Source organism: Microbacterium gorillae (assembly GCF_000826185.2).
In the GTDB taxonomy this organism is placed as follows: Bacteria; Actinomycetota; Actinomycetes; order Actinomycetales; family Microbacteriaceae; genus Microbacterium; species Microbacterium gorillae.
Genome location: NZ_LN648875.1, coordinates 689,778 through 709,080, shown reverse-complemented (window position 1 = coordinate 709,080; position 19,303 = coordinate 689,778). Strand labels below are relative to the sequence as shown.

21 protein-coding genes are annotated in these 19,303 nt (G+C 71.0%); 10 read left to right on the top strand and 11 right to left on the bottom strand.

What is annotated here, in order from left to right; translation table 11 throughout:
* Positions 1 to 378: 378 nt before the first annotated feature.
* Genes BN1193_RS12850 through BN1193_RS12840 form a run of 3 tightly spaced genes read right to left on the bottom strand, consistent with a single transcriptional unit; the run spans position 379 to position 2,291 of the window.
* Positions 379 to 948: an HAAS signaling domain-containing protein gene (locus BN1193_RS12850; protein ID WP_040167175.1), complete on the bottom strand. Its 570-nt coding sequence runs from the start codon at positions 946 to 948 to the stop codon at positions 379 to 381.
* Positions 941 to 1,963 (bottom strand): DUF1700 domain-containing protein, encoded by a 1,023-nt coding sequence (locus tag BN1193_RS12845; RefSeq protein ID WP_040167173.1) that lies wholly within the window; start codon positions 1,961 to 1,963, stop codon positions 941 to 943. The genes BN1193_RS12850 and BN1193_RS12845 overlap by 8 nt, the downstream gene beginning before the upstream one ends.
* Entirely contained in the window at positions 1,944 to 2,291 is a 348-nt protein-coding gene (locus tag BN1193_RS12840; protein WP_040167172.1) for a PadR family transcriptional regulator, read from the bottom strand. The genes BN1193_RS12845 and BN1193_RS12840 overlap by 20 nt, the downstream gene beginning before the upstream one ends.
* 172 nt (positions 2,292 to 2,463) lie before the next feature.
* Here BN1193_RS12840 and BN1193_RS12835 point away from each other — a divergent pair, with 172 nt between their 5' ends.
* Both BN1193_RS12835 and BN1193_RS12830 read left to right on the top strand, forming a co-directional pair.
* Complete coding sequence (locus tag BN1193_RS12835; protein ID WP_052460757.1) at positions 2,464 to 3,075, top strand: TetR/AcrR family transcriptional regulator; 612 nt, start codon at positions 2,464 to 2,466, stop codon at positions 3,073 to 3,075.
* On the top strand, positions 3,072 to 3,455 hold the full coding sequence (locus tag BN1193_RS12830) for a hypothetical protein (RefSeq protein ID WP_052460756.1): 384 nt from the start codon (positions 3,072 to 3,074) through the stop codon (positions 3,453 to 3,455). Before BN1193_RS12835 ends, BN1193_RS12830 begins: the two co-directional genes overlap by 4 nt.
* Positions 3,456 to 3,552: 97 nt before the next feature.
* Here BN1193_RS12830 and BN1193_RS12825 read toward each other — a convergent pair whose 3' ends face one another.
* Positions 3,553 to 4,431, bottom strand: a complete 879-nt coding sequence (locus tag BN1193_RS12825) for a LysR family transcriptional regulator (protein ID WP_040167170.1) — start codon at positions 4,429 to 4,431, stop codon at positions 3,553 to 3,555.
* Positions 4,432 to 4,556: 125 nt separating this feature from the next.
* On the opposite strand from BN1193_RS12825, the gene BN1193_RS12820 reads away from it, so the two are divergent.
* Positions 4,557 to 7,991, top strand: coding sequence for a bifunctional proline dehydrogenase/L-glutamate gamma-semialdehyde dehydrogenase (locus BN1193_RS12820; RefSeq protein WP_040167168.1), 3,435 nt, complete (start codon positions 4,557 to 4,559; stop codon positions 7,989 to 7,991).
* Between the two features lie 153 nt (positions 7,992 to 8,144).
* On the opposite strand, the gene BN1193_RS12815 is transcribed toward BN1193_RS12820, so the two are convergent.
* Entirely contained in the window at positions 8,145 to 9,101 is a 957-nt protein-coding gene (locus tag BN1193_RS12815; protein WP_052460754.1) for a permease prefix domain 1-containing protein, read from the bottom strand.
* Between the two features lies 1 nt (position 9,102).
* Positions 9,103 to 9,462: a PadR family transcriptional regulator gene (locus BN1193_RS12810; RefSeq protein WP_040168297.1), complete on the bottom strand. Its 360-nt coding sequence runs from the start codon at positions 9,460 to 9,462 to the stop codon at positions 9,103 to 9,105.
* Positions 9,463 to 9,509: 47 nt separating this feature from the next.
* Here BN1193_RS12810 and BN1193_RS12805 point away from each other — a divergent pair, with 47 nt between their 5' ends.
* Entirely contained in the window at positions 9,510 to 10,427 is a 918-nt protein-coding gene (locus tag BN1193_RS12805) for a CPBP family intramembrane glutamic endopeptidase (RefSeq protein ID WP_052460753.1), read from the top strand.
* 54 nt (positions 10,428 to 10,481) lie between these two features.
* Here the strand turns inward: BN1193_RS12805 and BN1193_RS12800 are convergent, their stop codons facing one another.
* On the bottom strand, positions 10,482 to 11,057 hold the full coding sequence (locus tag BN1193_RS12800; protein WP_040167165.1) for an HhH-GPD-type base excision DNA repair protein: 576 nt from the start codon (positions 11,055 to 11,057) through the stop codon (positions 10,482 to 10,484).
* A gap of 386 nt (positions 11,058 to 11,443) precedes the next feature.
* Between BN1193_RS12800 and BN1193_RS12790 the strand changes: the two genes are divergently transcribed.
* From BN1193_RS12790 to BN1193_RS12775, 4 genes are read left to right on the top strand one after another with little or no spacing between them, the layout of a single operon-like run.
* Positions 11,444 to 12,835, top strand: a complete 1,392-nt coding sequence (locus BN1193_RS12790; protein WP_040167160.1) for a protoporphyrinogen/coproporphyrinogen oxidase — start codon at positions 11,444 to 11,446, stop codon at positions 12,833 to 12,835.
* 54 nt (positions 12,836 to 12,889) lie between these two features.
* Positions 12,890 to 13,255: a hypothetical protein gene (locus BN1193_RS12785; protein WP_040167158.1), complete on the top strand. Its 366-nt coding sequence runs from the start codon at positions 12,890 to 12,892 to the stop codon at positions 13,253 to 13,255.
* Position 13,256: 1 nt separating this feature from the next.
* The gene (locus tag BN1193_RS12780) at positions 13,257 to 13,667 is read left to right on the top strand and encodes a phage holin family protein (RefSeq protein ID WP_040167156.1); all 411 of its coding nucleotides are present in this window, start codon (positions 13,257 to 13,259) and stop codon (positions 13,665 to 13,667) included.
* Complete coding sequence (locus tag BN1193_RS12775) at positions 13,657 to 13,935, top strand: hypothetical protein (protein ID WP_040167155.1); 279 nt, start codon at positions 13,657 to 13,659, stop codon at positions 13,933 to 13,935. The genes BN1193_RS12780 and BN1193_RS12775 overlap by 11 nt, the downstream gene beginning before the upstream one ends.
* A 15-nt stretch (positions 13,936 to 13,950) precedes the next feature.
* On the opposite strand, the gene BN1193_RS12770 is transcribed toward BN1193_RS12775, so the two are convergent.
* On the bottom strand, positions 13,951 to 14,958 hold the full coding sequence (locus BN1193_RS12770) for an FUSC family protein (RefSeq protein ID WP_040168293.1): 1,008 nt from the start codon (positions 14,956 to 14,958) through the stop codon (positions 13,951 to 13,953).
* A 253-nt stretch (positions 14,959 to 15,211) separates the two neighbouring features.
* Between BN1193_RS12770 and BN1193_RS12765 the strand changes: the two genes are divergently transcribed.
* Positions 15,212 to 16,009, top strand: coding sequence for a uroporphyrinogen-III synthase (locus BN1193_RS12765; protein ID WP_040167153.1), 798 nt, complete (start codon positions 15,212 to 15,214; stop codon positions 16,007 to 16,009).
* Complete coding sequence (cofD, locus tag BN1193_RS12760; RefSeq protein ID WP_040167151.1) at positions 16,006 to 16,989, top strand: 2-phospho-L-lactate transferase; 984 nt, start codon at positions 16,006 to 16,008, stop codon at positions 16,987 to 16,989. Before BN1193_RS12765 ends, cofD begins: the two co-directional genes overlap by 4 nt.
* A gap of 124 nt (positions 16,990 to 17,113) precedes the next feature.
* On the opposite strand, the gene BN1193_RS12755 is transcribed toward cofD, so the two are convergent.
* From BN1193_RS12755 to fgd, 3 genes are read right to left on the bottom strand one after another with little or no spacing between them, the layout of a single operon-like run.
* Positions 17,114 to 17,557, bottom strand: coding sequence for a hypothetical protein (locus BN1193_RS12755; RefSeq protein ID WP_052460752.1), 444 nt, complete (start codon positions 17,555 to 17,557; stop codon positions 17,114 to 17,116).
* 4 nt (positions 17,558 to 17,561) lie between these two features.
* Positions 17,562 to 18,182, bottom strand: coding sequence for a 2-phospho-L-lactate guanylyltransferase (gene cofC, locus BN1193_RS12750; protein ID WP_040167148.1), 621 nt, complete (start codon positions 18,180 to 18,182; stop codon positions 17,562 to 17,564).
* Positions 18,179 to 19,189, bottom strand: coding sequence for a glucose-6-phosphate dehydrogenase (coenzyme-F420) (fgd, locus tag BN1193_RS12745; protein ID WP_040167146.1), 1,011 nt, complete (start codon positions 19,187 to 19,189; stop codon positions 18,179 to 18,181). Before fgd ends, cofC begins: the two co-directional genes overlap by 4 nt.
* Positions 19,190 to 19,303 lie beyond the last annotated feature (114 nt).

Sequence of the window (19,303 nt, the reverse complement as noted above, 5' to 3'; positions counted from 1 at the left end):
TCGGGGGCGCGGCCCGCCCGCGTGTCGCAGTCGAAGCGCGGGTCGTCAGCGGGGGGCGCGGGCCCGGCCCCGAACGACCCATGCTTTTTCCTTCCCTTCATGGTGGGTTGTAGGTTTTGAAAAAAGTGCGTGCCCCCGCCGCCCCCTGCCCCGCCCCCCCCGCGGAAACCCCCCCCCCGCCTCCGGGGTGGGGGCCTTGTCCCCGCCGCAGATCACGATGTCGGACACCGCCGCCGTGCTGACCTCGCTCGGGCGCTGACCGCGCCGAAAGGCGAGCACAGCGGCGGGCGCCGTGCCCGACACGCCGTGGTCCGGGTCTGCCTGGACGGCGTGTCGGGTGCGCGGCCCGCTCGTGTGTCGCAGTCGAAGCGCGGTTCGTCAGCGGGGGACGCGGGCCAGGCCCCGAACGAGTGCCCAGATGCCGAGCAGCGATGCAATGATCTGGCCCGTCACGTACGGCAGGAGGACGGTGCGCCAGCCGCCGGGGAAGTTCGGCGTCACCTGGGTGAGCACCAGAACGCCGGCGATGACCAGGGGTGGCACGACCGCCACGTAGACCTTCTCCGCCCGCCGCCAGACGGGCGAGAGGCACATCATGACGATCCCCGCGACCCAGCCGACGAACGGCAGGACGATGCCGCCGAACGCGATCACGAGTCCGGTGGCGATCACCATGCCGCGGGTCGCGAGGGAGCCGCGGCCGTACAGGCGTCCGGACCCCTCATACGTCGGCACCGGAACCGAGGGTTGCGGCAGCTCGCCGCGTGCGGACGCCGCGATGAATGCCGGGTCCCCGAGCGCGGCGATGCGGTCGCGCGCCGCCGCATCGTCGAGTCCGGCGAGCTCCTCCGCGACACCGGCGCGGATCTCGACAGCGGTGTCATGTCGGACATCGGCCAATGCGGCATCGAGCCGCGCCAGGTAGCGGTCTGCTTCGGACTCAGGCACGGGGGTCCTCCATCGGATCAGTGCGAAGGGCGAGGGCCAGCAGCCAGATCCCCACCACCGTCGCGGCGAGAGGCAGAACCGGCCAGACGACGGCGGTCACGCCCCACTGCGCGAGGCGGGGCTCGGCGAGCATCGGGTTGCGCACCTGGAAGTCGCCGCCGCCCGGGTCGTCGATGAGAACGGGGGCGGTCGCGCCGAGAACGACGCCGATGACGATCCACAGTGCGCACACCGCCAGCGGAGTCAGCGTCGCGATGAGGGCCGTGCGGCGGGTGAAGCGACGCGCGCTCCACACCAGGGCGAGGCCGGCGAACCAGCCCAGCACCGGGACGAGGAATCCGCCGAACCCGGACACGATCGCCGCCGTGATGGCGAACCCGCGGGTGCCGGCGATGCCGCTGCGGCCGGGGGAGCGCCGCAGGCGACTGACCAGATACACCCCGACCGCGGCGGCGGCGATCGGCAACCCGATCCACCCGATGAGAAACGCCGTCCAGAGCACGTCGTAGCTCGTCGGCAGGAGCGGGTTGCGCGCGGCGTCGTCGGCGTACCGGGTGCTCGTTCCGAACAGTCCCGCAAGGAGTGGGACGATCGTTTTCAGCAGCAGCCCGGCCCCGAGGGGCACGGCCGTCGCGACGATCTTCTCCGCCCGTCGCCAGCGCGGCGAAGCCCACACCAGTGCCACTCCGACGATCCAGCCCAGGACCGGGACCACGAAGCCGCCGAGGGACATGACGATGACGGCGGTCGCGGCGAAACCCATTGACGCGACTCCCTCCGGTGCCCGGCCGGGAGTGGCGTCGGCGGAGTCGCTCAGCTCGCCGCGGGCGGACGCGGCGATGAACGCCGGGTCGCCGAGAGTGATCATGCGCTCGTGCGCGGCGTCCGGGTCCAGGCCGTCGAGTTCTTCCGCGACGCCGCGCCGGATCTCCGCTGCCGTCTCCGGCGGCAGCCCGCGCAGCTCGATGTCGAGCTGCTCCAGGTAGCGCGTCGTCTCACTCTGCGTCACGGTCATCTCCCGCTCCGTTCACGATGTCGTCCACTGCACGGGTGAACGGTCCCCACTGCCGCCGGAACTCCTCGAGTTCCGCGTGTCCGGCATCCGTCAGCCGGTAGTACTTGCGCACCGGACCCGGTCCGCTCGGCCGTTCGAACGCGATCACGACGCCGCGCTCACGCAGCCGCGACAGCACCGGATACAGCGTGCCGATGCTCGCGATGAGCCCCGCCGACGTCAGCTGCTCCGAAAGTTCCCAGCCGTACATCGGCTCGCGTGCGAGCAGGCCGAGGATGCAGTGCTCCACGACCCCCTTGCGCAGCTGCGCTCCGACATCGGCTGTCATGCATCGCACGTTACCTTGTCACGCAAGATACCCGCAACGCCAAACACCCAGGCACGTCCGAGACCGAGCGCACTGCGGGGTTTCTCGGCCGCGCCTGGGTGTCTCGCGGGCGGTCGGCTCTTCGGGAGCGAGGGGCATCGACAAAGCTGACCGTGCGGTTTAAAATTCGACCGTGCGGTCAGATTTAACCCGGATCCAGCAGATCCGCCGCGACGACATCCTGGCGGCGGCGGTCGAAGCGTTCGGCACCGAGCGCAGCGAGGACGTGTCGATCGCGGGCATCGCGGTGCGCGCCGGCACCAGCAAGGGCACCGTGCTCTACCACTTCGGCTCGCGGGCCGCGCTGCAGGAGGCGGTGGTGGTCGATCTGTTCGAGCGGGGCTGGAATTTCATGGCCGACCGGATGCGCGGGATCGATGAGCCGGCGGAACTGCTGTACGCGTACCTCGACTCGAACCTGCGCTTCATCGTCGAACGCCCGACTCACGTGATCGCGGTGCACCGGATCCTCGAGGGGGTCACCCTCCCCGATCAGGCGCCGGATGCCATCGAGCAGCTCGCCGAGATTCTGCGCGACGGACAGCAGCGCCACCGATTCGGGGCGTTCGATCCGGTCGTCGTCGCCAAGCTGATCCGCGCGATCATCGATGCCGCCTCCTACCACCTCACCGAGGCCGCCGACCTCGACATCGACCATCACCTCGACGAAGCGATCGCTTTCGTCGAACGGGCCGTCGGCTCCCGTCGACGGCACAATTCCCCCCAGTCGAAGGACCCCTCATGAACATCACTCTCGCCCGACTCGTCCGCACGCTCGCGTGGACCTACGTCGGGCTCAGCATCGCCACGGTGCTCGCCCTGATCGTGCTGTCGCTGCTCGCTCCCGCGGACGTGACCATCCCGGCATGGGTGCGCGGCGTGATCGTCGCGCTGACCTCGCTGCTCACGCTGCGCTTCGCGATCGCCGCGGCCCGACACGGTGGACGCGCGCTGCTGCGACTGCGCATCATCGCGCCGATCCTCCTGATCGCCGTCGTCGCGGTGCTCTTCTTCCTGCCACTGCCGCTGTGGATGGTGATCGAGCAGGCGCTGTGCGGTGTGGTGCTGGCCGCCCTCACGGTGGCCGCGTACTTCCCCGCGGCGGCATCGCCGCAGGCGGCCTGAAGACGCGGCGACCGCGCGGCGCGCAGCCGGGCGTCGGTCCGTCAGCTCAGCGAGTCGACTGCCGCGCTGAGCGGGTCGCGAAGAAGCTCACCGGCGGTCAGCCGTGGTCGACGGCGGCGGAGAGGGCGGCGCGGACGGCGCGGACGGCGGGTCGGTCGGCGGCGGCGCGGCGGGCGGCGGAGAACACCACGCGCTGCGGGTCGCCGGGCAGGTCGAGCAGACGCACGGTCGGCGGCTCGCCGGCCCAGAGCAGGTCCGGCAGCAGGCCCACCGCGTGGCCGCTCCGGATCAGGCGCAGGTGCGCGATGAGGTCCCCGGTCTCATAGCGGACGTCCGGCTCGAACCCGGCGGCGCGGCACAGCTGCATCGCCCACTGTCGGGCGGCTGTCCCGGCCGGCTCCATCACCCAGGCGCGGGACGCGAGGTCCGTGAACGCCGCGACCTCGTCCGCCGCGGCCGCCCGGATCGGATCGAAAGCGAACGGGACGTGGTCCAGGTCCGGGTGGCGCGGACGCAGGTGACCGGGATACTCCTCGGCGACGGCGAGGTCGAAACCGCGCGCGGCGACCTCGAACAGGCCCTGCTCCGGTGGCCGCTCGACGACCTCCACACGCAGGTCCGGATGGTCCGTGGCCAGGTGCGTCAGGGCCGCGGGCATGATCGCGTGCGCAGCGGACTGGAACACCGCGATGCGCACCGTGCCGCCGACGCCGGTCCCGGAGCGTGCGATGTCCGATTCCGCCTCGGCCATACGGTCCAGGATCGCCTCGGCGTGCTCGACGAGGACGCGGGCCTGCGGGGTCAGACGGACGCGGCGGCCGGACTGCTCCAGCAGGGGCGTTCCGACCTCGCGCTCCAGGATTCGCAGCTGTTCGGACACGGACGAGGGGCTGTAGTTCAGCGCCTCCGCGACGGCGGCGAGAGTCTCGCGGTGTGCAAGTTCCACAAGCAGACGCAGGCGACGGACATCGAGCATGGGCGGCCCCTTTTCAATGATCGGTTTCACCGAACAGTATCCATCGATTTCTATCGCTTTACCCGAACGAACAACGGGTCGATACTGGCGGAATCCCCACTGCGCTCTTTTTCCCAGGAGGAATCGTGTCCGAGCTCGTCACTGCAGACGGCATCACCACCGCCGATGTCGTCGCCACCGTCCGCCGCTGGCTGGATGAGGCCGCCCAACACCCCGTCGACCCCGCCGCCGAGCGCCTCGCCGGTGTGCTGAAGGACGCGCACGGGCTCGATTTCACCGTCGGCTTCGTGGACGGCGTGATGCGCCCCGAGGACACCACGGTGGCCGCGTCCGCGCTGCGCTCGCTCGTCCCGCTGACGCCGAAATTCCTGCCGGCCTACCTGCGCGGTGCGATCGGCCTGGGCGGCGCAATGGCACCCGCGTTCCCGTGGGCCGTCATCCCGATCGCCCGCCGGGTCCTGCGCCAGATGGTCGGACACCTGGTCCTGGACGCGACCCCGGCCAAGCTCGGTGCCGGCATCGCGAAGCTGCGCGCGGGCGGACACCGCCTGAACCTCAACCTCCTCGGCGAGGCCGTTCTCGGCGAGGACGAGGCCGAGCGCCGACTCGAGGGAACGCGGAAGTTCCTGGCCCGCGACGACGTCGACTACGTCTCGATCAAGGTGTCCGCCGTGGTCAGCCAGCTGTCGATGTGGTCCTTCGACGAGGCCGTCGCCAAGGTCGTCGAGAAGCTCACACCGCTGTACGAGCTCGCCGCGCGCGCCGAGCGCGAGGGCAAGGCGAAGTTCATCAACCTGGACATGGAGGAGTACCGCGACCTCGACCTCACCATCGCGGTCTTCACGGCTCTGCTGGACCAGCCGCAGCTGCGTGACCTCGAGGCCGGCATCGTGCTGCAGACCTACCTCCCGGATGCCCTCGGTGCGATCCAGCACCTGCAGGAGTGGTCGGCCCAGCGCCGCGCGAACGGCGGGGCGCCGATCAAGGTCCGCGTCGTGAAGGGCGCGAACCTCGCCATGGAGCACGTGGACGCCACGGTGCACGGGTGGGAAGCCGCCACGGTCCCCAGCAAGCAGGAGGCCGACACCAACTACAAGCGCGTCCTGGACTGGTCCATGACCCCGGAGCGCACCGCGAACCTCCGCCTCGGCATCGCCGGCCACAACCTCTTCGACGTCGCCCACGCGTGGCTGCTTTCGAAGAAGCGCGGCGTCACCGACGGCGTCGAGTTCGAGATGCTGCTCGGCATGGCGACCGGACAGGCCGAGGCCGTCCGCGCGGACGTCGGCGAGCTCCTGCTGTACACGCCGGTGGTGAACCCCAGCGAGTTCGACGTCGCGATCGCGTACCTGATCCGGCGCCTCGAGGAGAACGCCTCGCAGGAGAACTTCATGTCCGCCGTCTTCGAGCTGGACAGCGACCAGGGCCTGTTCGACCGTGAGCAGGCGCGCTACGAGGCATCCCTCGCTGAGCACGAGCGCACGCTCGGCACCGTCCCCGGCCCGAATCGCACGCAGAACCGTGCCACCGAGACGCCGGACGCACCGCTGCACGACTTCCGCAATGAGCCCGACACCGACCCGGCGCTCGGTGCGAACCGTGCCTGGGGTCGTGAGATCCTGGCGCGCGCCGCGGACAGCGACGAGGGCGTTCAGATCATCACGGACGCGAACGTCGCCGATGCCGACGCTCTGGAGACCGTCATCGCGGGTGCCCACGCCGCCGGCACCGCCTGGGGGCAGCGCTCCGGCGACGAGCGTGCCGACATCCTCCATGCCGCCGGGCTCTCCCTCGCCCGCAACCGGGGTCGACTGATCGAGGTCATGGCGTCCGAGGCCGGCAAGACCATCGCCGAGGCCGACGTCGAGGTCAGCGAGGCCATTGACTTCGCGCACTACTACGCCGAACTGGCTCGCGGCCTCGACCGCGTGGACGGGGCGACGTTCGTTCCGTCGAAGCTCACCGTGGTGGTTCCGCCGTGGAACTTCCCGACCGCCATCCCGGCCGGCGGAGTGCTGGCCGCGCTCGCGGCCGGGTCCGGCGTCATCATCAAGCCGGCCCGCCTCACCAAGCGCACCGGCGCCGTGATGGTGGACGCGCTGTGGCAGGGTGGCGTTCCCCGCGACGTCCTGCGTCTGGTGCAGCTGTCCACCGGTGAGCTCGGTTCGACGCTCGTCGCGGACGAGCGTGTGGACCGGGTCATCCTCACCGGCTCGTACGAGACCGCCGAGCTGTTCCGCTCGTTCCGCCAGGACCTGCCGCTGCTGGCGGAGACCAGTGGCAAGAACGCGATCATCGTCACGCCGTCCGCGGACCTCGACCTCGCCGCGGCGGACGTCACCAAGAGCGCGTTCGGCCACGCCGGACAGAAGTGCTCGGCCGCGTCGCTCGTGATCCTCGTCGGCTCGGTGGCCAAGTCCGACCGCTTCCGTCGTCAGCTCGTGGACTCGGTGACCTCGCTGCGCGTCGGCTACCCGACCGATCCGACGACCGTCATGGGCCCGATCGTGGAGCCCGCGCAGGGGAAGCTGCTCGGTGGCCTCACCACCCTCGGCGCGGGGGAGAAGTGGCTGATCGAGCCGAAGCAGCTCGACGAGTCCGGCAAGCTCTGGAGCCCCGGTGTTCGCACCGGCGTGAAGAACGGTTCCGAGTACCACCTCACCGAGTACTTCGGTCCGATCCTCGGCATCATGGAGGCGGCCACCCTCGAAGAGGCCCTCGAGATGCAGAACGCCGTCGACTACGGCCTCACCGCCGGCCTGCACTCGCTGGACCCGGACGAGCTGAAGCTCTGGCTGGAGAAGGTCGAGGCCGGCAACCTCTACGTCAACCGCGGCATCACCGGCGCGATCGTGCGTCGCCAGCCGTTCGGTGGCTGGAAGCGCTCTGCCGTCGGTGCCGGTTCCAAGGCCGGTGGGCCGAACTACCTGCACGGCCTCGGCGACTGGACTCCGGCCGAGCCGACCGCGCGTCCGATGACGCTGAGCGCCCCGGTGGAGAGGATCGTCGCGGCCGCCGATGGTGCGGACGCCGCCTGGCTGCGGGCCGCCGCCGGCAGCGATGAGCGCGCGTGGCAGGACGAGTTCGGCGTCGCGCGCGACGTGTCGAACCTCGGGGTCGAGCGCAACGTGTTCCGCTACCGCGCCCTGCCGGTCGCAGTTCGCGTCGGTGCCGAGGCCTCCGAGGCTGAGGGTCTGCGCGTGATCGCCGCGGGTGTCCGTGCCGGAGCCCCGGTGTCGGCGTCGTTCGCGGTCGCCCCGTCGAGGAAGGCCGCCGCGGCGCTCACCGCCGCCGGTGTCACGGTGTCCGTCGACAAGGACGCCGCCTGGCTGAAGCGGCTGTCGAAGAAGGGCCTGCCGGAGACGCGCCTGCGCCTGGTCGGCGGCGACGCCTCGGCCGTCGCCGCCGCCGTGGACGGCTCGCCGGATGTCGCGGTGTGGTCGCACGCGGTCACGTCCGCAGGTCGGGTCGAGATGCTGCCGTTCCTCCGCGAGCAGGCGATCTCGATCACGAACCACCGCTTCGGCAACCCGACGTCCCTCTCCGACGGCCTCCTCTGACACCGATGCTCTCGCTTCCGGCAGTTCCGGCCCCTCGGATCTGCCGGAGGCGGGAGCATTTCCGTGCTCGCTCGCGCGCATGACCTTTCTCCTGCGTGAGACCCGTCGGACGTGGGAGCAACCCCGAACCGGCGCCGACGGACCGCCCGGCGTTCAGCGACCGCGGGCGCGCACGAAGCCGAGTCGGGCGCGCCAGACGGCGAGCCCGGTGATGACGGCGCCGAGAACGAGGGAACCGATCATCGCGGTGGTCGCGGAGTCACCGCCGTCCGGCGTGAGGACGTGCCAGAGCCCCGGGGCGACGAGCTTCCCGGCGGCGAGGAGCACGAGCGCCGTCGTGGCGATCGCGATGGCGACCACGAGCCCCGCGACGGCCGTCCCACGTGACGCTCCGCGTAGCCAGGTGACGCTCGTGAGGACGAGGGCGGCGATCGCGATCACACACGCGGCCGGGACGGTCCACGCGTAGAGGTCGGGATGCAGCAGTGGGATGCGGTGGCCACCGAGCCAGAGGCTCCCGACCGTCAGTTCGAGGCCGACGAGGAACAGACCGACGGCGGTGAGCACGATCGCGCCGGTGGGGGAGAACCACCCCGCTCGCCGGCCGCCCGGGGCGGGCAGACGGTCCAGACTCCAGGTCCTCGGCACGCGGATTCCGGTGCGGTCGATGATGACGAATGCGAGGGTCGTCCAGACGACGAGGTGCAGGGCGAATTCGATCGCGAAGCCGACCGTGCGGCGCACCACCTCCGCCGCCGCCGCCGCAGGGTCACCCGGTGCGGCCGCGGACAGGGTCGCGATCGCGACGCCCGCAACGGCGACCGGCAGGACGATGGACAGGAGCAGCACCAGGGTACGGCGCCAGGGCAGGTACGTCCGCGGGCCGAGGAGGCGCAGCGGGCGTCCGCCGTAGTCGGCGGCGATGACGGCCGGATCGCCGAGGTCGACCAGCGCCTGCCGTTCGGCGTCGGGACCCGAGGCGCCCAGTTCCACCCGCGCCTCGACTGCCTCCCTGACCGCGGCGTGCAGCTCTGCGGCGACGTCATCGCGGTCCGCTTCGGGTAGATGCGCAACGGCCGCGGCGACATACCGTTCGGTGAGGGAGGCCACGTCAGGCCTGCTCGGGCTCAGGGGTGCGGGCGGCTCGGGGGAGTGTGTCCAGCGCGCCCGTGAGCGCCCTCCATTCCGACTGCAGGGCGGCGGCGGCTCGGGCCCCGGCATCGGTCGTCCGGTAGAACTTGCGGGGGCGAGCCTCGTCGGTGTTCCAGTCGCTCGTGAGATACCCCTGCTGTTCGAGTCGACGCAGGAGCGGGTACAGCGTGTTGGCGTCGGTATCGAAGCCATGGCGGGCGAGTTCCGTGAGCAGCGCGTAACCGTATCCGGGGGTCGTGAGCAGCCACAGACAGGCGAGCACGACGGTGCCTCGACGGAGTTCATTGAAGTGTCCCTCGAGGGGGTCGCCATGAGCCATGTACGTCACTATAGTGTGTCCAACACACTATAGGGAGTTGATTCACTATGCGTGAACTCGTCGTCCGTTCGCCACTGATCGCGTTCTTCGTCCTCGCCTTCGCGGGGTCGTGGATCCTGTGGTCGCCCATGTGGCTGACGGCCGGGGGCATCGGGGTGATCCCCGTCGAACTGCCCGTCGGCGCGCTCATGCTCGTGAACCAGCTCGGTCTGTTCGGTGGCCCGTTCGCGTCGGCGCTCGTCGTGACCCGGGTCGTCGGCGGTCCGGGGGCCGTCCGGAGGCTCCTCGGCAGGCTGGTGCGATTCCGCGCGCCATGGTGGTGCTGGCTCGTCGCGGTCCTCGCCGTGCCGCTGTGCATCGGGGCGTTCGCCCTGGCCGGGCGGAGCGTGACGGTCACGGTGCCGATCATCGTGCAGCTCGCGATCATGGCTGTCGTCTACGTCCTCGGCGGACCCCTGCAGGAGGAGATCGGCTGGCGGGGGTTCGCGCTGCCCAGGCTGCAGGAGCGATTCCACCCGGCCGCCGCGGCGCTCGTGCTCGGGGTCGTGCACGCTGTGTGGCACGCGCCGCTGTTCCTCGTGCGCGACTGGGACACCCCGCACGGCGATGTCTGGGATTACGTCGCCTACCTGGGGATGACCGTGGCGCTCGCCGTCGTCCTCGCCTGGGTGACGAATGCGGCCGGCGGCAGCCTCGTCCCGGCGGTGCTCGGGCACAACGGCGTCAACTGGTCACTGACGGCGGCGGCGCTCCTGACCGGGACCGCCGGGAGCGTCATCCCCGCCGCGCTCGGGCTCGGCGTGCTGGCGGTCATCGCGCTCGTCGTGACGCGCGGGCGCCTCGGGGAGCCGCGGGTGGCGGCGGGTGGCGGGCCCAGCGCGGCTGGGCGCGCGCCCTCGACGGCCTCGCTCGGGGGCCGGCACGAGGTTCCGACGCTCCGAGTCGAGGAGTCGATCAGGCGGTGACGATGAGGGTCACGCCGTCGGGGAGGAAATCGTCGACACGGCCGCCGATCGGCCTCACTTCGTGGCGGCCTTCGCAGCGGCCTTGGCGGCCTTCTTGAACTCGCGGACCTTCGTCAGCGAGTCCGGGCTGGTGATGTCGGCGACGGAGCGGAACGAACCCTCCTCACCATAGGGCGCGGACGCCTCGCGCCAGCCGGCCCCGGTGTAGCCGTACTGCTTGCCGAGGAGCGCGAGGAAGATCTTCGCCTTCTGCTCGCCGAAGCCGGGCAGCGCCTTCAGGCGCTTCAGCACGGTGGCACCGTCCGGGTCGTCCCGGGTCCAGAGCTGGGATGCGTCATCGTCCCAGTCCTGCGCGATCGCCGCGCACAGCGCCTGCGTGCGCTCGGCCATCGAGCCGGGGAAGCGGTGCACGGCGGGCGTCTCGGAGAACGCGGCCTTGAACGACTCAGGATCCGTCGTCGCGATCGTCGCGGCATCGAGCGACCCGGTGCGCTCGAGGATCTTCACCGGACCGGCGAACGCGGTCTCCATCGGCACCTGCTGGTCCAGCAGCATGCCGATCAGGAGGGCCAGCGGGTTGTCGGACAGCAGTTCGTCGGCAGCGGGATCGTCGGTGATGTGCAGGGCCATGAGACCAGTGTGACACCGCTCACCGCGTGCACGAACTGCGCACATGCTGGTGAAGCGGTCGCAGAAGCAGCTGTCTGAGCCGGTTGCCGGCGCCCGGGAGGCGGGACTGTCATGGCAGGCCCTCGGGGTGAGCCGTCAGGCGGCGTTCAAACGTTTCGGGGGTGCCGTGCCGCACTCCGAGGGCGGGATCGGGATGACTGACCTGTTGGAGCGCACGCGGGGCGGTCACTCGAGCCCAGCGCCGTTCGACATTCCGGACCGGTTCGAGCACAGTGGCGGGGCCGGTGGGAGACTCACCGGAGCTCCAGGTGGGATCACCGGCGCGTCGGTCGTTAGTCCCGCTGCTGTGCAGGAAGGTGCCGGACCGGTGATGCGAGAATCGGGGGGTGTCTGACGTCTCCGATCTCGTCTCCGCCGCTCGTCTCGCCCCCGTCGTCGTGATCGGAGGTGGCATCGCCGGACTCGTCACCGCGTACGAGTGCGCCAAGATCGGCATGCCCGTGACCGTGCTGGAGAGCCGGGCGGATCTGGGTGGTGCGATTCGGACGATCACCGTGGAGGGCGCGCGCGCCGAAGCCGGCGCCGTCGCCTTCGCGCCCGACGGCGCCGTGGCGGAGCTGTTGACCGCCCTGCGCGCCGACGAGCCGGACCTCGCGCTCGAGACCGTCGCGGGAACCCGCGCCGGGCGCCTCACGACGTCGCCGCGCGGACTCGTGCCGCTGCCGGACGGCGTGCTCGGCATCCCGGGCAGCCCGTTCCTCGCCGAGGTCGTCAGCCTGATCGGCTGGAGCGGTGCGTGGCGGGCGTACCTCGACCGCCTGCGGCCGCCGCTCACGATCGGACACGAGCGCGCCCTCGGTCCGCTGGTGCGGCGCCGAATGGGCCCCAAGGTCGTCGACCGGCTGGTCGCGCCCGTCACGCGTGGGGAGATCGGGCTGGACCCCGACGCCGTCGACGTCGAGCTGGCCGCGCCGAGACTGAACGCCGCGCTCACTCGACAGGGGTCGCTGTCGGGCGCGGTGAGCGAGATCCTCGAAGCGGACGCCGAGCCGGAGCGCGTCACGCTGCAGGACGGGATGAGCACGCTCATCGCCGCTCTGGCGCGACGGATCGTCGAACTCGACGGCGAGATCGTCACGGGCGCTGAGGTCATGGCGATTCGACGGTCCGGGGGCCGCTTCGTCGTGGACTCCACGGTCGAGGCGGACGGGCGGGAGCACGCTGCCGCCGTGGTGATCGTCGCGACGGACGAGGGCCCGGCCCGGCGGCTGCTGGCCGGGCACGTGGAAGTGCCGGCCGCGGCCGTCCCGCAACGACTCGCGACCGTGACCGCGACCGTGACCGGCGGTGATGCCTGGCAGGACGGGGTGTACCCCCGGCCCGGCGACAGCGAGCTCGTCGTGATCGATGACCTCACGACGCAGTGGGGCGCCGGAATCGATGGCGCGCGCGTTGTCCGTGCGCGTCTGACGGTCGCCGCCGATGCGACCGAAGCGGAGGTGGCCCGAGTGGTCGGCGCCGAGATCACGCGCCTGCTGAACACGACCGTTCGTGCCACGCAGGTGGAGTTCTTCGCGGGTGCTCCGCACCGGGAACAGCTCGGATTCGCGGCGTCAGCGGCGCGCATGCGGGCCGCGGTGCGTGCCGTCCCGCGCCTCACCGCCGTCGGTGCGTGGCTCACCGGCGCCGGACTCGACGCGACGGTGACGGATGCGATCCAGGCCGCAGAGCGGGTCCGGCGCGAGGTTCTGTTCGGTGATGCCCTGCCGGATGCCTGAAACGGCATATGGCGTTACGCTGGTCGAGTCACACGCATGACCCGAGGAGGCATCATGAGGGGCAAGATCGGACTCGTCGTCGGTTTGGGCGTCGGTTACGTCCTGGGCACGCGCGCCGGCCGCGAACGGTACGAGCAGATCGCGGAGGCCGCCTCGAAGCTGTGGCACACCGATCCGGTGCAGAAGCAGGTCGCGAACGTCAAGGCCATCGCCACCACCAGCGCGCTCGCCGTGCCGAAGACGCTGTGGAGCGGCGCCGTCAAGGTGGTGCAGGCCGTCACCGGCGATTCCGGCTCGAGCGCGGCCGGCCAGAGCACGACGCGCGGTGCCTCCCGGACGCCGGCCGCGAAGCCGACCACCACCAAGCGCGCGTCGTCGGCCAAGAGTTCAACGGCCGCGAAGGCCACCGAGAAGGACTGATATGACGACCCCTCGCGGTTTCCGTGACCGTGCCGACGACGGGCTGCTGAGCCTGGTCGGCGAGGTTCCCGAACTGGTGCGCAATCTCGTCGTCGCGGAGGTGAACGCCGGGAAGGACTGGCTGACCCGCGTGGCGAAGGACGCCGGCATGGGCGTCGGCTGGTTCTTCGGCGCGCTGTTCTTCCTGTTCTGGGCGATTCCCTCGCTCGGCACCTTCTTCATCGCCGGACTGGCCTCCTGGATGCCGGTGTGGCTGTCCGCGTTGCTCGTCTTCGTGATCATGCTGCTGATCGCCGGCGTGCTGGCGCTGCTCGGCGTGTCGCGGATGAAGAAGATCGCCAAGAGTGAGAACCCGGTGAAGGCGGCCAAGACCGACGCCGTGATCGTGAAGGAAGTCGCAGATGAGTTCTGACCGTTCCCTGTCCGTCTCCGTTCCCCGCACCGCGGTGCCGCTGGGCATCACGGACCCGGTCGAGTCGGCACGAGCCGAGCTGAAGGCCGCCCTCAGCGCGATCGAGGAGAAGGTCAACGTCCCGAAGCAGGCGAAGAAGGCGACCGTCAAGGCGCGCCTGTTCGCCCGTCGCGAGCCGGCTGTCACCGCTGCGGCCGTGCTCGCCGCCGCCGCGGTCGTCGGCGGTGTGGTCTGGGCGATCGCGCGTTCGCTGTCCACCCCGCGCTGATCCCGTCCGGTCGCCTCAGACAGTCGGGTCCGCCGGTCGCCGCCGCGTGAGGTAGCCGACCGCGAGGCCGACAGCCACGCCCACGACCGTCTCGATCGCGCGGTCGGCCAGCAACTGGGGCACCGGCAGCGGAGCGGCGAGGTTCACCATCAGCAGCGCCTGCGTCGTGATGAACAGCAGCGCGACGGCATAGTTGCGCGCGACCAGCAGCTCGGCGACCGCCTGCAGGGCGATGACGATCAGGACCACGACGATCGCCGGGGGGCTCCACCACAGCAGCAGGCCCGCGATCGCGAGGCCACCGAACGTTCCGACCACGCGCTGCACACCCCGGACGAACTGGGGCATCACCTCGCGCGCCATCAACGGGACGACGGCGGAGACCATCGCCCAGTACGGATGACCGATTCCGATCGCGGTCGCGATGGTTCCCGCGATGAGCACACCGGCGGTTGCGCGGAGCACATGGCGACCCTCGACCGGATGTCGCGGTTCCGTGTCCGCGAATCCACGCCCGGGTCGGAATCCGCCGATGGCCCCGACGAGGACGGACACCCCCGCGGCGCCCCCGGTGACCAGTGCCGCGGGCAGCAGCATGCCGGTCGTCGTCGGGAACGACGCGCACGCGGTGAGCGCGAAGACGGCGAACAGGGGGCCGGGCGGTTGCCACCGGCGCGCATCGCTGATGGCCGCGACCACTCCGGCGAGTGCGGCGGCGGTCGGGACGATCAACCACGCCCGCGCGGGGGAGAGGCCGACGAGCACGCCGCCCACCACGCAGAGCGTCTGCACTGCGCCAACGGTGAGCTGCATCCGCAGCCGGACGCCGTGCGTCGCCCCGCGTCCGTACACCGAGGTGAACGCGCCGAACACGGCGTAGATCGACCAGTCCAGCCGCCCGAGCAGCAGGAGGACGAGCAGAGGCACGGCGATGGAGATGGCAGCGCGAATCGCGACCCGATGCGCGCCGTCATGCGGGCCGAAGCGCACCAGGGCGTAGGAGAGCGGATCGCGCGGTGACATCGGCACCATTGTCTCGCCCGCGGAGCGTGCGGAGGGAGGTGCTCGGGCGTCCGAGGGCTCTCGTTCCCGCCCCGGGGGCCCTCGCGGGGGGTTCCGACACGCGGGATCAGGGGTATATTCGTGGGAAACAGGCAGTAGCGATGGAGCGGACACTGCCGGTGACGCGATCCCGAGCCCCATGCGGAGGACCGGGCCGTCACTCTCCCGGATCCGCTCCCCGTGGGCGGCGATCACCCCTTCCAGAGAGTTGCCCATGAACACAGCCATCGACCACCACGACAAGCCCCTGTCCGGGTGGCGCGTGCTCGTGCCCCGTGGCGGACCGTGGGGCGACTCGGTGGCCGCGAGCCTGCGCGAGCAGGGGGCGGTGCCGGTCGTCGCACCCCTGATCAACTTCGCCGCGACCACGGAACCGGCCGCGCTCGAGGACGCGCTGGAGCGCCTCGCCGCCGGTGAGTTCGACTGGCTGACCGTGACGAGTGCCACCACCGTCGACGTTCTCTACGCATCGCGCGCCCGCATCGCACCGTCGACCCGCGTGGCCGCCGTCGGTGAGACCACCGCCGCGGCGCTGCAGGCCGCCGGCTACAAGGTCGACCTGGTTCCCGCCCGCGACAATTCCGCCGCCGGCATGGCGGAGGAACTCATCGCCATGGAGCCGGAGAAGCGCCACATCCTCACGCTTCGGGCCGAGGCTGCCAAGCCCGTCCTGACGAAGGCCCTGCTGGCGGCGGGACACGATGTGCACCAGGTCGTCGCCTATCGGACCGTCGGCGTCCCCGTGACCGAGCGCATCGCACGCGATGTCGCCAGCGGACGCATCAACGCCGTGCTGATCACGTCCGGATCCGTCGCCGAGCAGGTCAGCCTGCAGTTCCCGTCCATCCCGGACGAGACGATCGTCGCCGCCATCGGCCCGCGCACCGCGAAGGATGCCCGTCGGGCCGGACTGGACGTCGACATCATCGCCGACAAGCAGACGGTGGACGCCCTGATCGCCGCGGTGTCGAGCTTCCCTCTCCCTCACGCGGCGGACGAGTTCGCCCGATGAGACGGGTCGTGATCCTCGCCGGTGGCGTCGGCGGGTCACGATTCACGCTGGGCGTGCGCGAGGCGCTGCGCCGCGGCGACGAGGACTTCGCTCTCACCGTCATCGCGAACACCGGCGATGACCTGTGGCTCAGTGGCGTCCGGCTGCAGCCGGACGTGGACTCGTTGCTGTACGCCCTGGCCGGCCAGAACGACACCGTTCGTGGCTGGGGACGGGCGGGCGACACGGAGCGCGTGAACGCGGAACTGCAGGCGTGGGGCGCGGGCTGGCCGTGGTTCACCCTGGGTGATCTGGACCTGGGTACCCACCTCGCCCGCACCGGCTGGCTCCGCGAGGGAGCCACGGTGTCCGATGTCGTCGCACGGTTGAACACGCGCTGGGATCTCGGCGCACGCATCCTTCCCATGACCGACGCCGAGGTCGACACGCGGGTCCACCTGCAGGACGGTGGCGACTTGCACTTCCAGGAGTGGTGGACAAGGCACCGCGCCGCCCTCGTCCCGACACGGTTCGAGAACCCGGGCATCGACCGCGCCCGGCCGGCGGAGGGAGTGCTGGACGCGCTCGCGGCGGCCACGGACATTCTCATCGCCCCCTCGAACCCCGTCGTCTCGCTGGGCCCGATCCTCGCGGTCCCGGGCATCGCGGACGCGCTCCGCGCCGCCGATGCCCCGGTCGTGGGCGTCTCGCCGATCATCGACGGATCGGTCGTGCGCGGGATGGCGGACGTCTGCCTTCCGACGATCGGTGTCGAAACCGCGGCGGACGCCGTGGCTCGTCACTACGCCGCGCGCTCCGCGGCCGGAATCCTGGATGCCTGGCTGCTCGCCGAGGAGGATGTCGCCCTGGCTCCGGCCGTGGCCGCGGCGGGCATCGACGCGCACGTCATCCCGCTGTGGATGAGCGACCTGGACGCCTCCGCCGCTCTCGGCGCGGCCGCACTCGCCGTCTCCGATGAGCAGGGCCGCCCCGGCGTCTAGCCTGTCGCTCTCACCCGGCGCAGTTCCGAGATCTCGAAGCTGCGCCGATCGGGAGCGAGGACGTGATCGCTCTCACCATCGGCAGGTTCACGGCGTGAGAAGTGTCGAGGGTGAGAGCAATCGGTCATTCGGCGCGTTCGGCGGCGAGGTGGGCCCGGAACCGCCGGAGAGCGCGGCGCACGGGGCGCAGATCGTTCGCTGCGCGGGCCTTGTCCCGAGCCCGGTCGAGGCGATTGATCCACGCGCGGATGCCGTAGTAGTAGAACCGCAGTCCGTCCGGCGTCAGATCACCGGCGCGCACCGTGGTGTCGGCCGTGACGGGCGCCCCGGCGGGCAGGATCTCGCGGGTGGTGAACCCCTCGTCCTGCATGAGGTGGACCGCGTTGGCGTAGAACGCGAGGTAGTCATCGATCGTGGCGCGCACCCGCCGTCGGCGGTGACGCTCGCTGGCATCGAGCACGGCCTCGTGGCGGCGCAGTGCCTCGGTCACCCAGGACACACGCGACAGAATGCGCTCCGGCGGCAGGTCGCGAAACGCGGTGGCGGAGGGGATGCGCGGGCGAGGCATGGCGTCAGAGGGCGTGCGCCCGCGTGCGGCGGCCGAGGGCGGGCGAGCTCAGCACCGCGGTGAGGTCCGCCGGTGTGTCCACGTCGTGGCGGATCGAGGTGGGTGCATCCAGCGCTTCAGCGCCGGACGCGAGGTGCCGGGCGAAGGACCCGGGACCGAAACGGGCGACCACGTCGGCGGGATCCTGCGCGGTGAGGACGGTCGTCCCGGTGCCCGCGAGGTCCGCGACGGCACCGAACCGGACGCCGCGAGCCGTGACGAGCAGCCGCGCCAGGTCCTCCGGGACGAGGGCCGGCAGATCCGCGTGCAGCACCGCCACCGGACCGGTCACACCCTGAAGTGCGCCGGTCACCGCCGCGTTCAACGGCGCGTCCAGGTCCGGATCCGCAGACCGCTCCGCGGCCGCGGGCTCGGGCACGATGACGGCCCCGAGCGAGCGTGCCGCGTCGGCGAGATCGGCGTCGGAGGTGACGACCACGATCGTCCCGACGCCCCCGGCCGCGTGCACGGCCTCGATGGTGTCCAGGGCGATGGCGCGCGCGAGCGACGGCGGTCCGGCGATGCGCGACTTGCCGTGATCGGTGTGCTTGACCGGGACGACGACGGTCCAGACCGGCTCGCTCATGAGTGCCGCTCGCGCAGCCGGGGCAGGACCTCCGCCCCGTACCGGCGCAGGAACCCCTCCTGATCCTCGCCCGGGTCGTGGAAGACGAGGTGGCGGAATCCCAGATCCAGATTGTGCTCGATCGCGGCGACGTGCGCCTCCACATCATCGGACACGATGAATCGGCTCGCGGCGCGCTCGATCGGCAGGGCATCGGCGAGACGCTCCATCTCCACCGGGTCGTGCACGTCCTGCTTCTCCTCCGGGCGCAGGGCGAGGTTGGCCCAGAATCGCGTCTTCTCCTGAGCCTCCGCGATCGTGGGCGCCAGCGAGACCTTCACCTCGATGAGCGTGTCGATGTCGTCGCGAGTGCGGCCGGCCTTGGCCAGGCCGTCCTCGAGCGCGGGCATCAGGGTGTCCGTGTACAGCGCGTCGGCCTTGCCGCTGGTGGTGATGAAGCCGTCGGCGATGCGGCCCGCGAGCCGCGTCGCGGCGGGCCCCGCGGCGCCGATGTAGATCGGGACCGCGACCTCCGGTCGGTCGTAGATCGTGGCGTCCTGCGTGCGGTAGTAGGTCCCCTCGAACGTGACGCGGTCCTCGCTCCAGAGCTTCCGGATGAGCGTGATCGCCTCCTTCAACCGCTGGAAGCGCTCCGGGGACTCCGGCCAGACCTGGCCCAGCGTCACCTCGTTCAGCGCCTCGCCGGTTCCCACGCCGAGAATCATCCGTCCCGGATTCAGGACGCCGAGGGTCCCGAAGGCCTGGGCGATCACTCCCGGGTGGTAGCGCAGAGTGGGGGTCAGGACGGAGGTGCCGAGCAGGACGCGTTCGGTGACCGCGCCCATCGCGCCCAGCAGAGGGATCGCGGCCGGGGCATGGCCGCCCTGGTGTCGCCACGGTTGCAGGTGGTCCGAGACGAAGACGGAGTCGAAGCCGACCTCCTCCGCGACGCGCGCGAAGCGCACGAGGTCGTTCGGACCGAACTGTTCGGACGAGGCCTTGTAGCCCAGTCGCAGCGGAACCGTCATGACTGATCCTTCCGTCCCGTCCATCCTGTCACTCGCGAGATGACCGGGTCGCATACGGGGATCGTTGCGGCTTTGTGAATCGTGACGTCCACGGATCCATCCGGACGCTGGCAG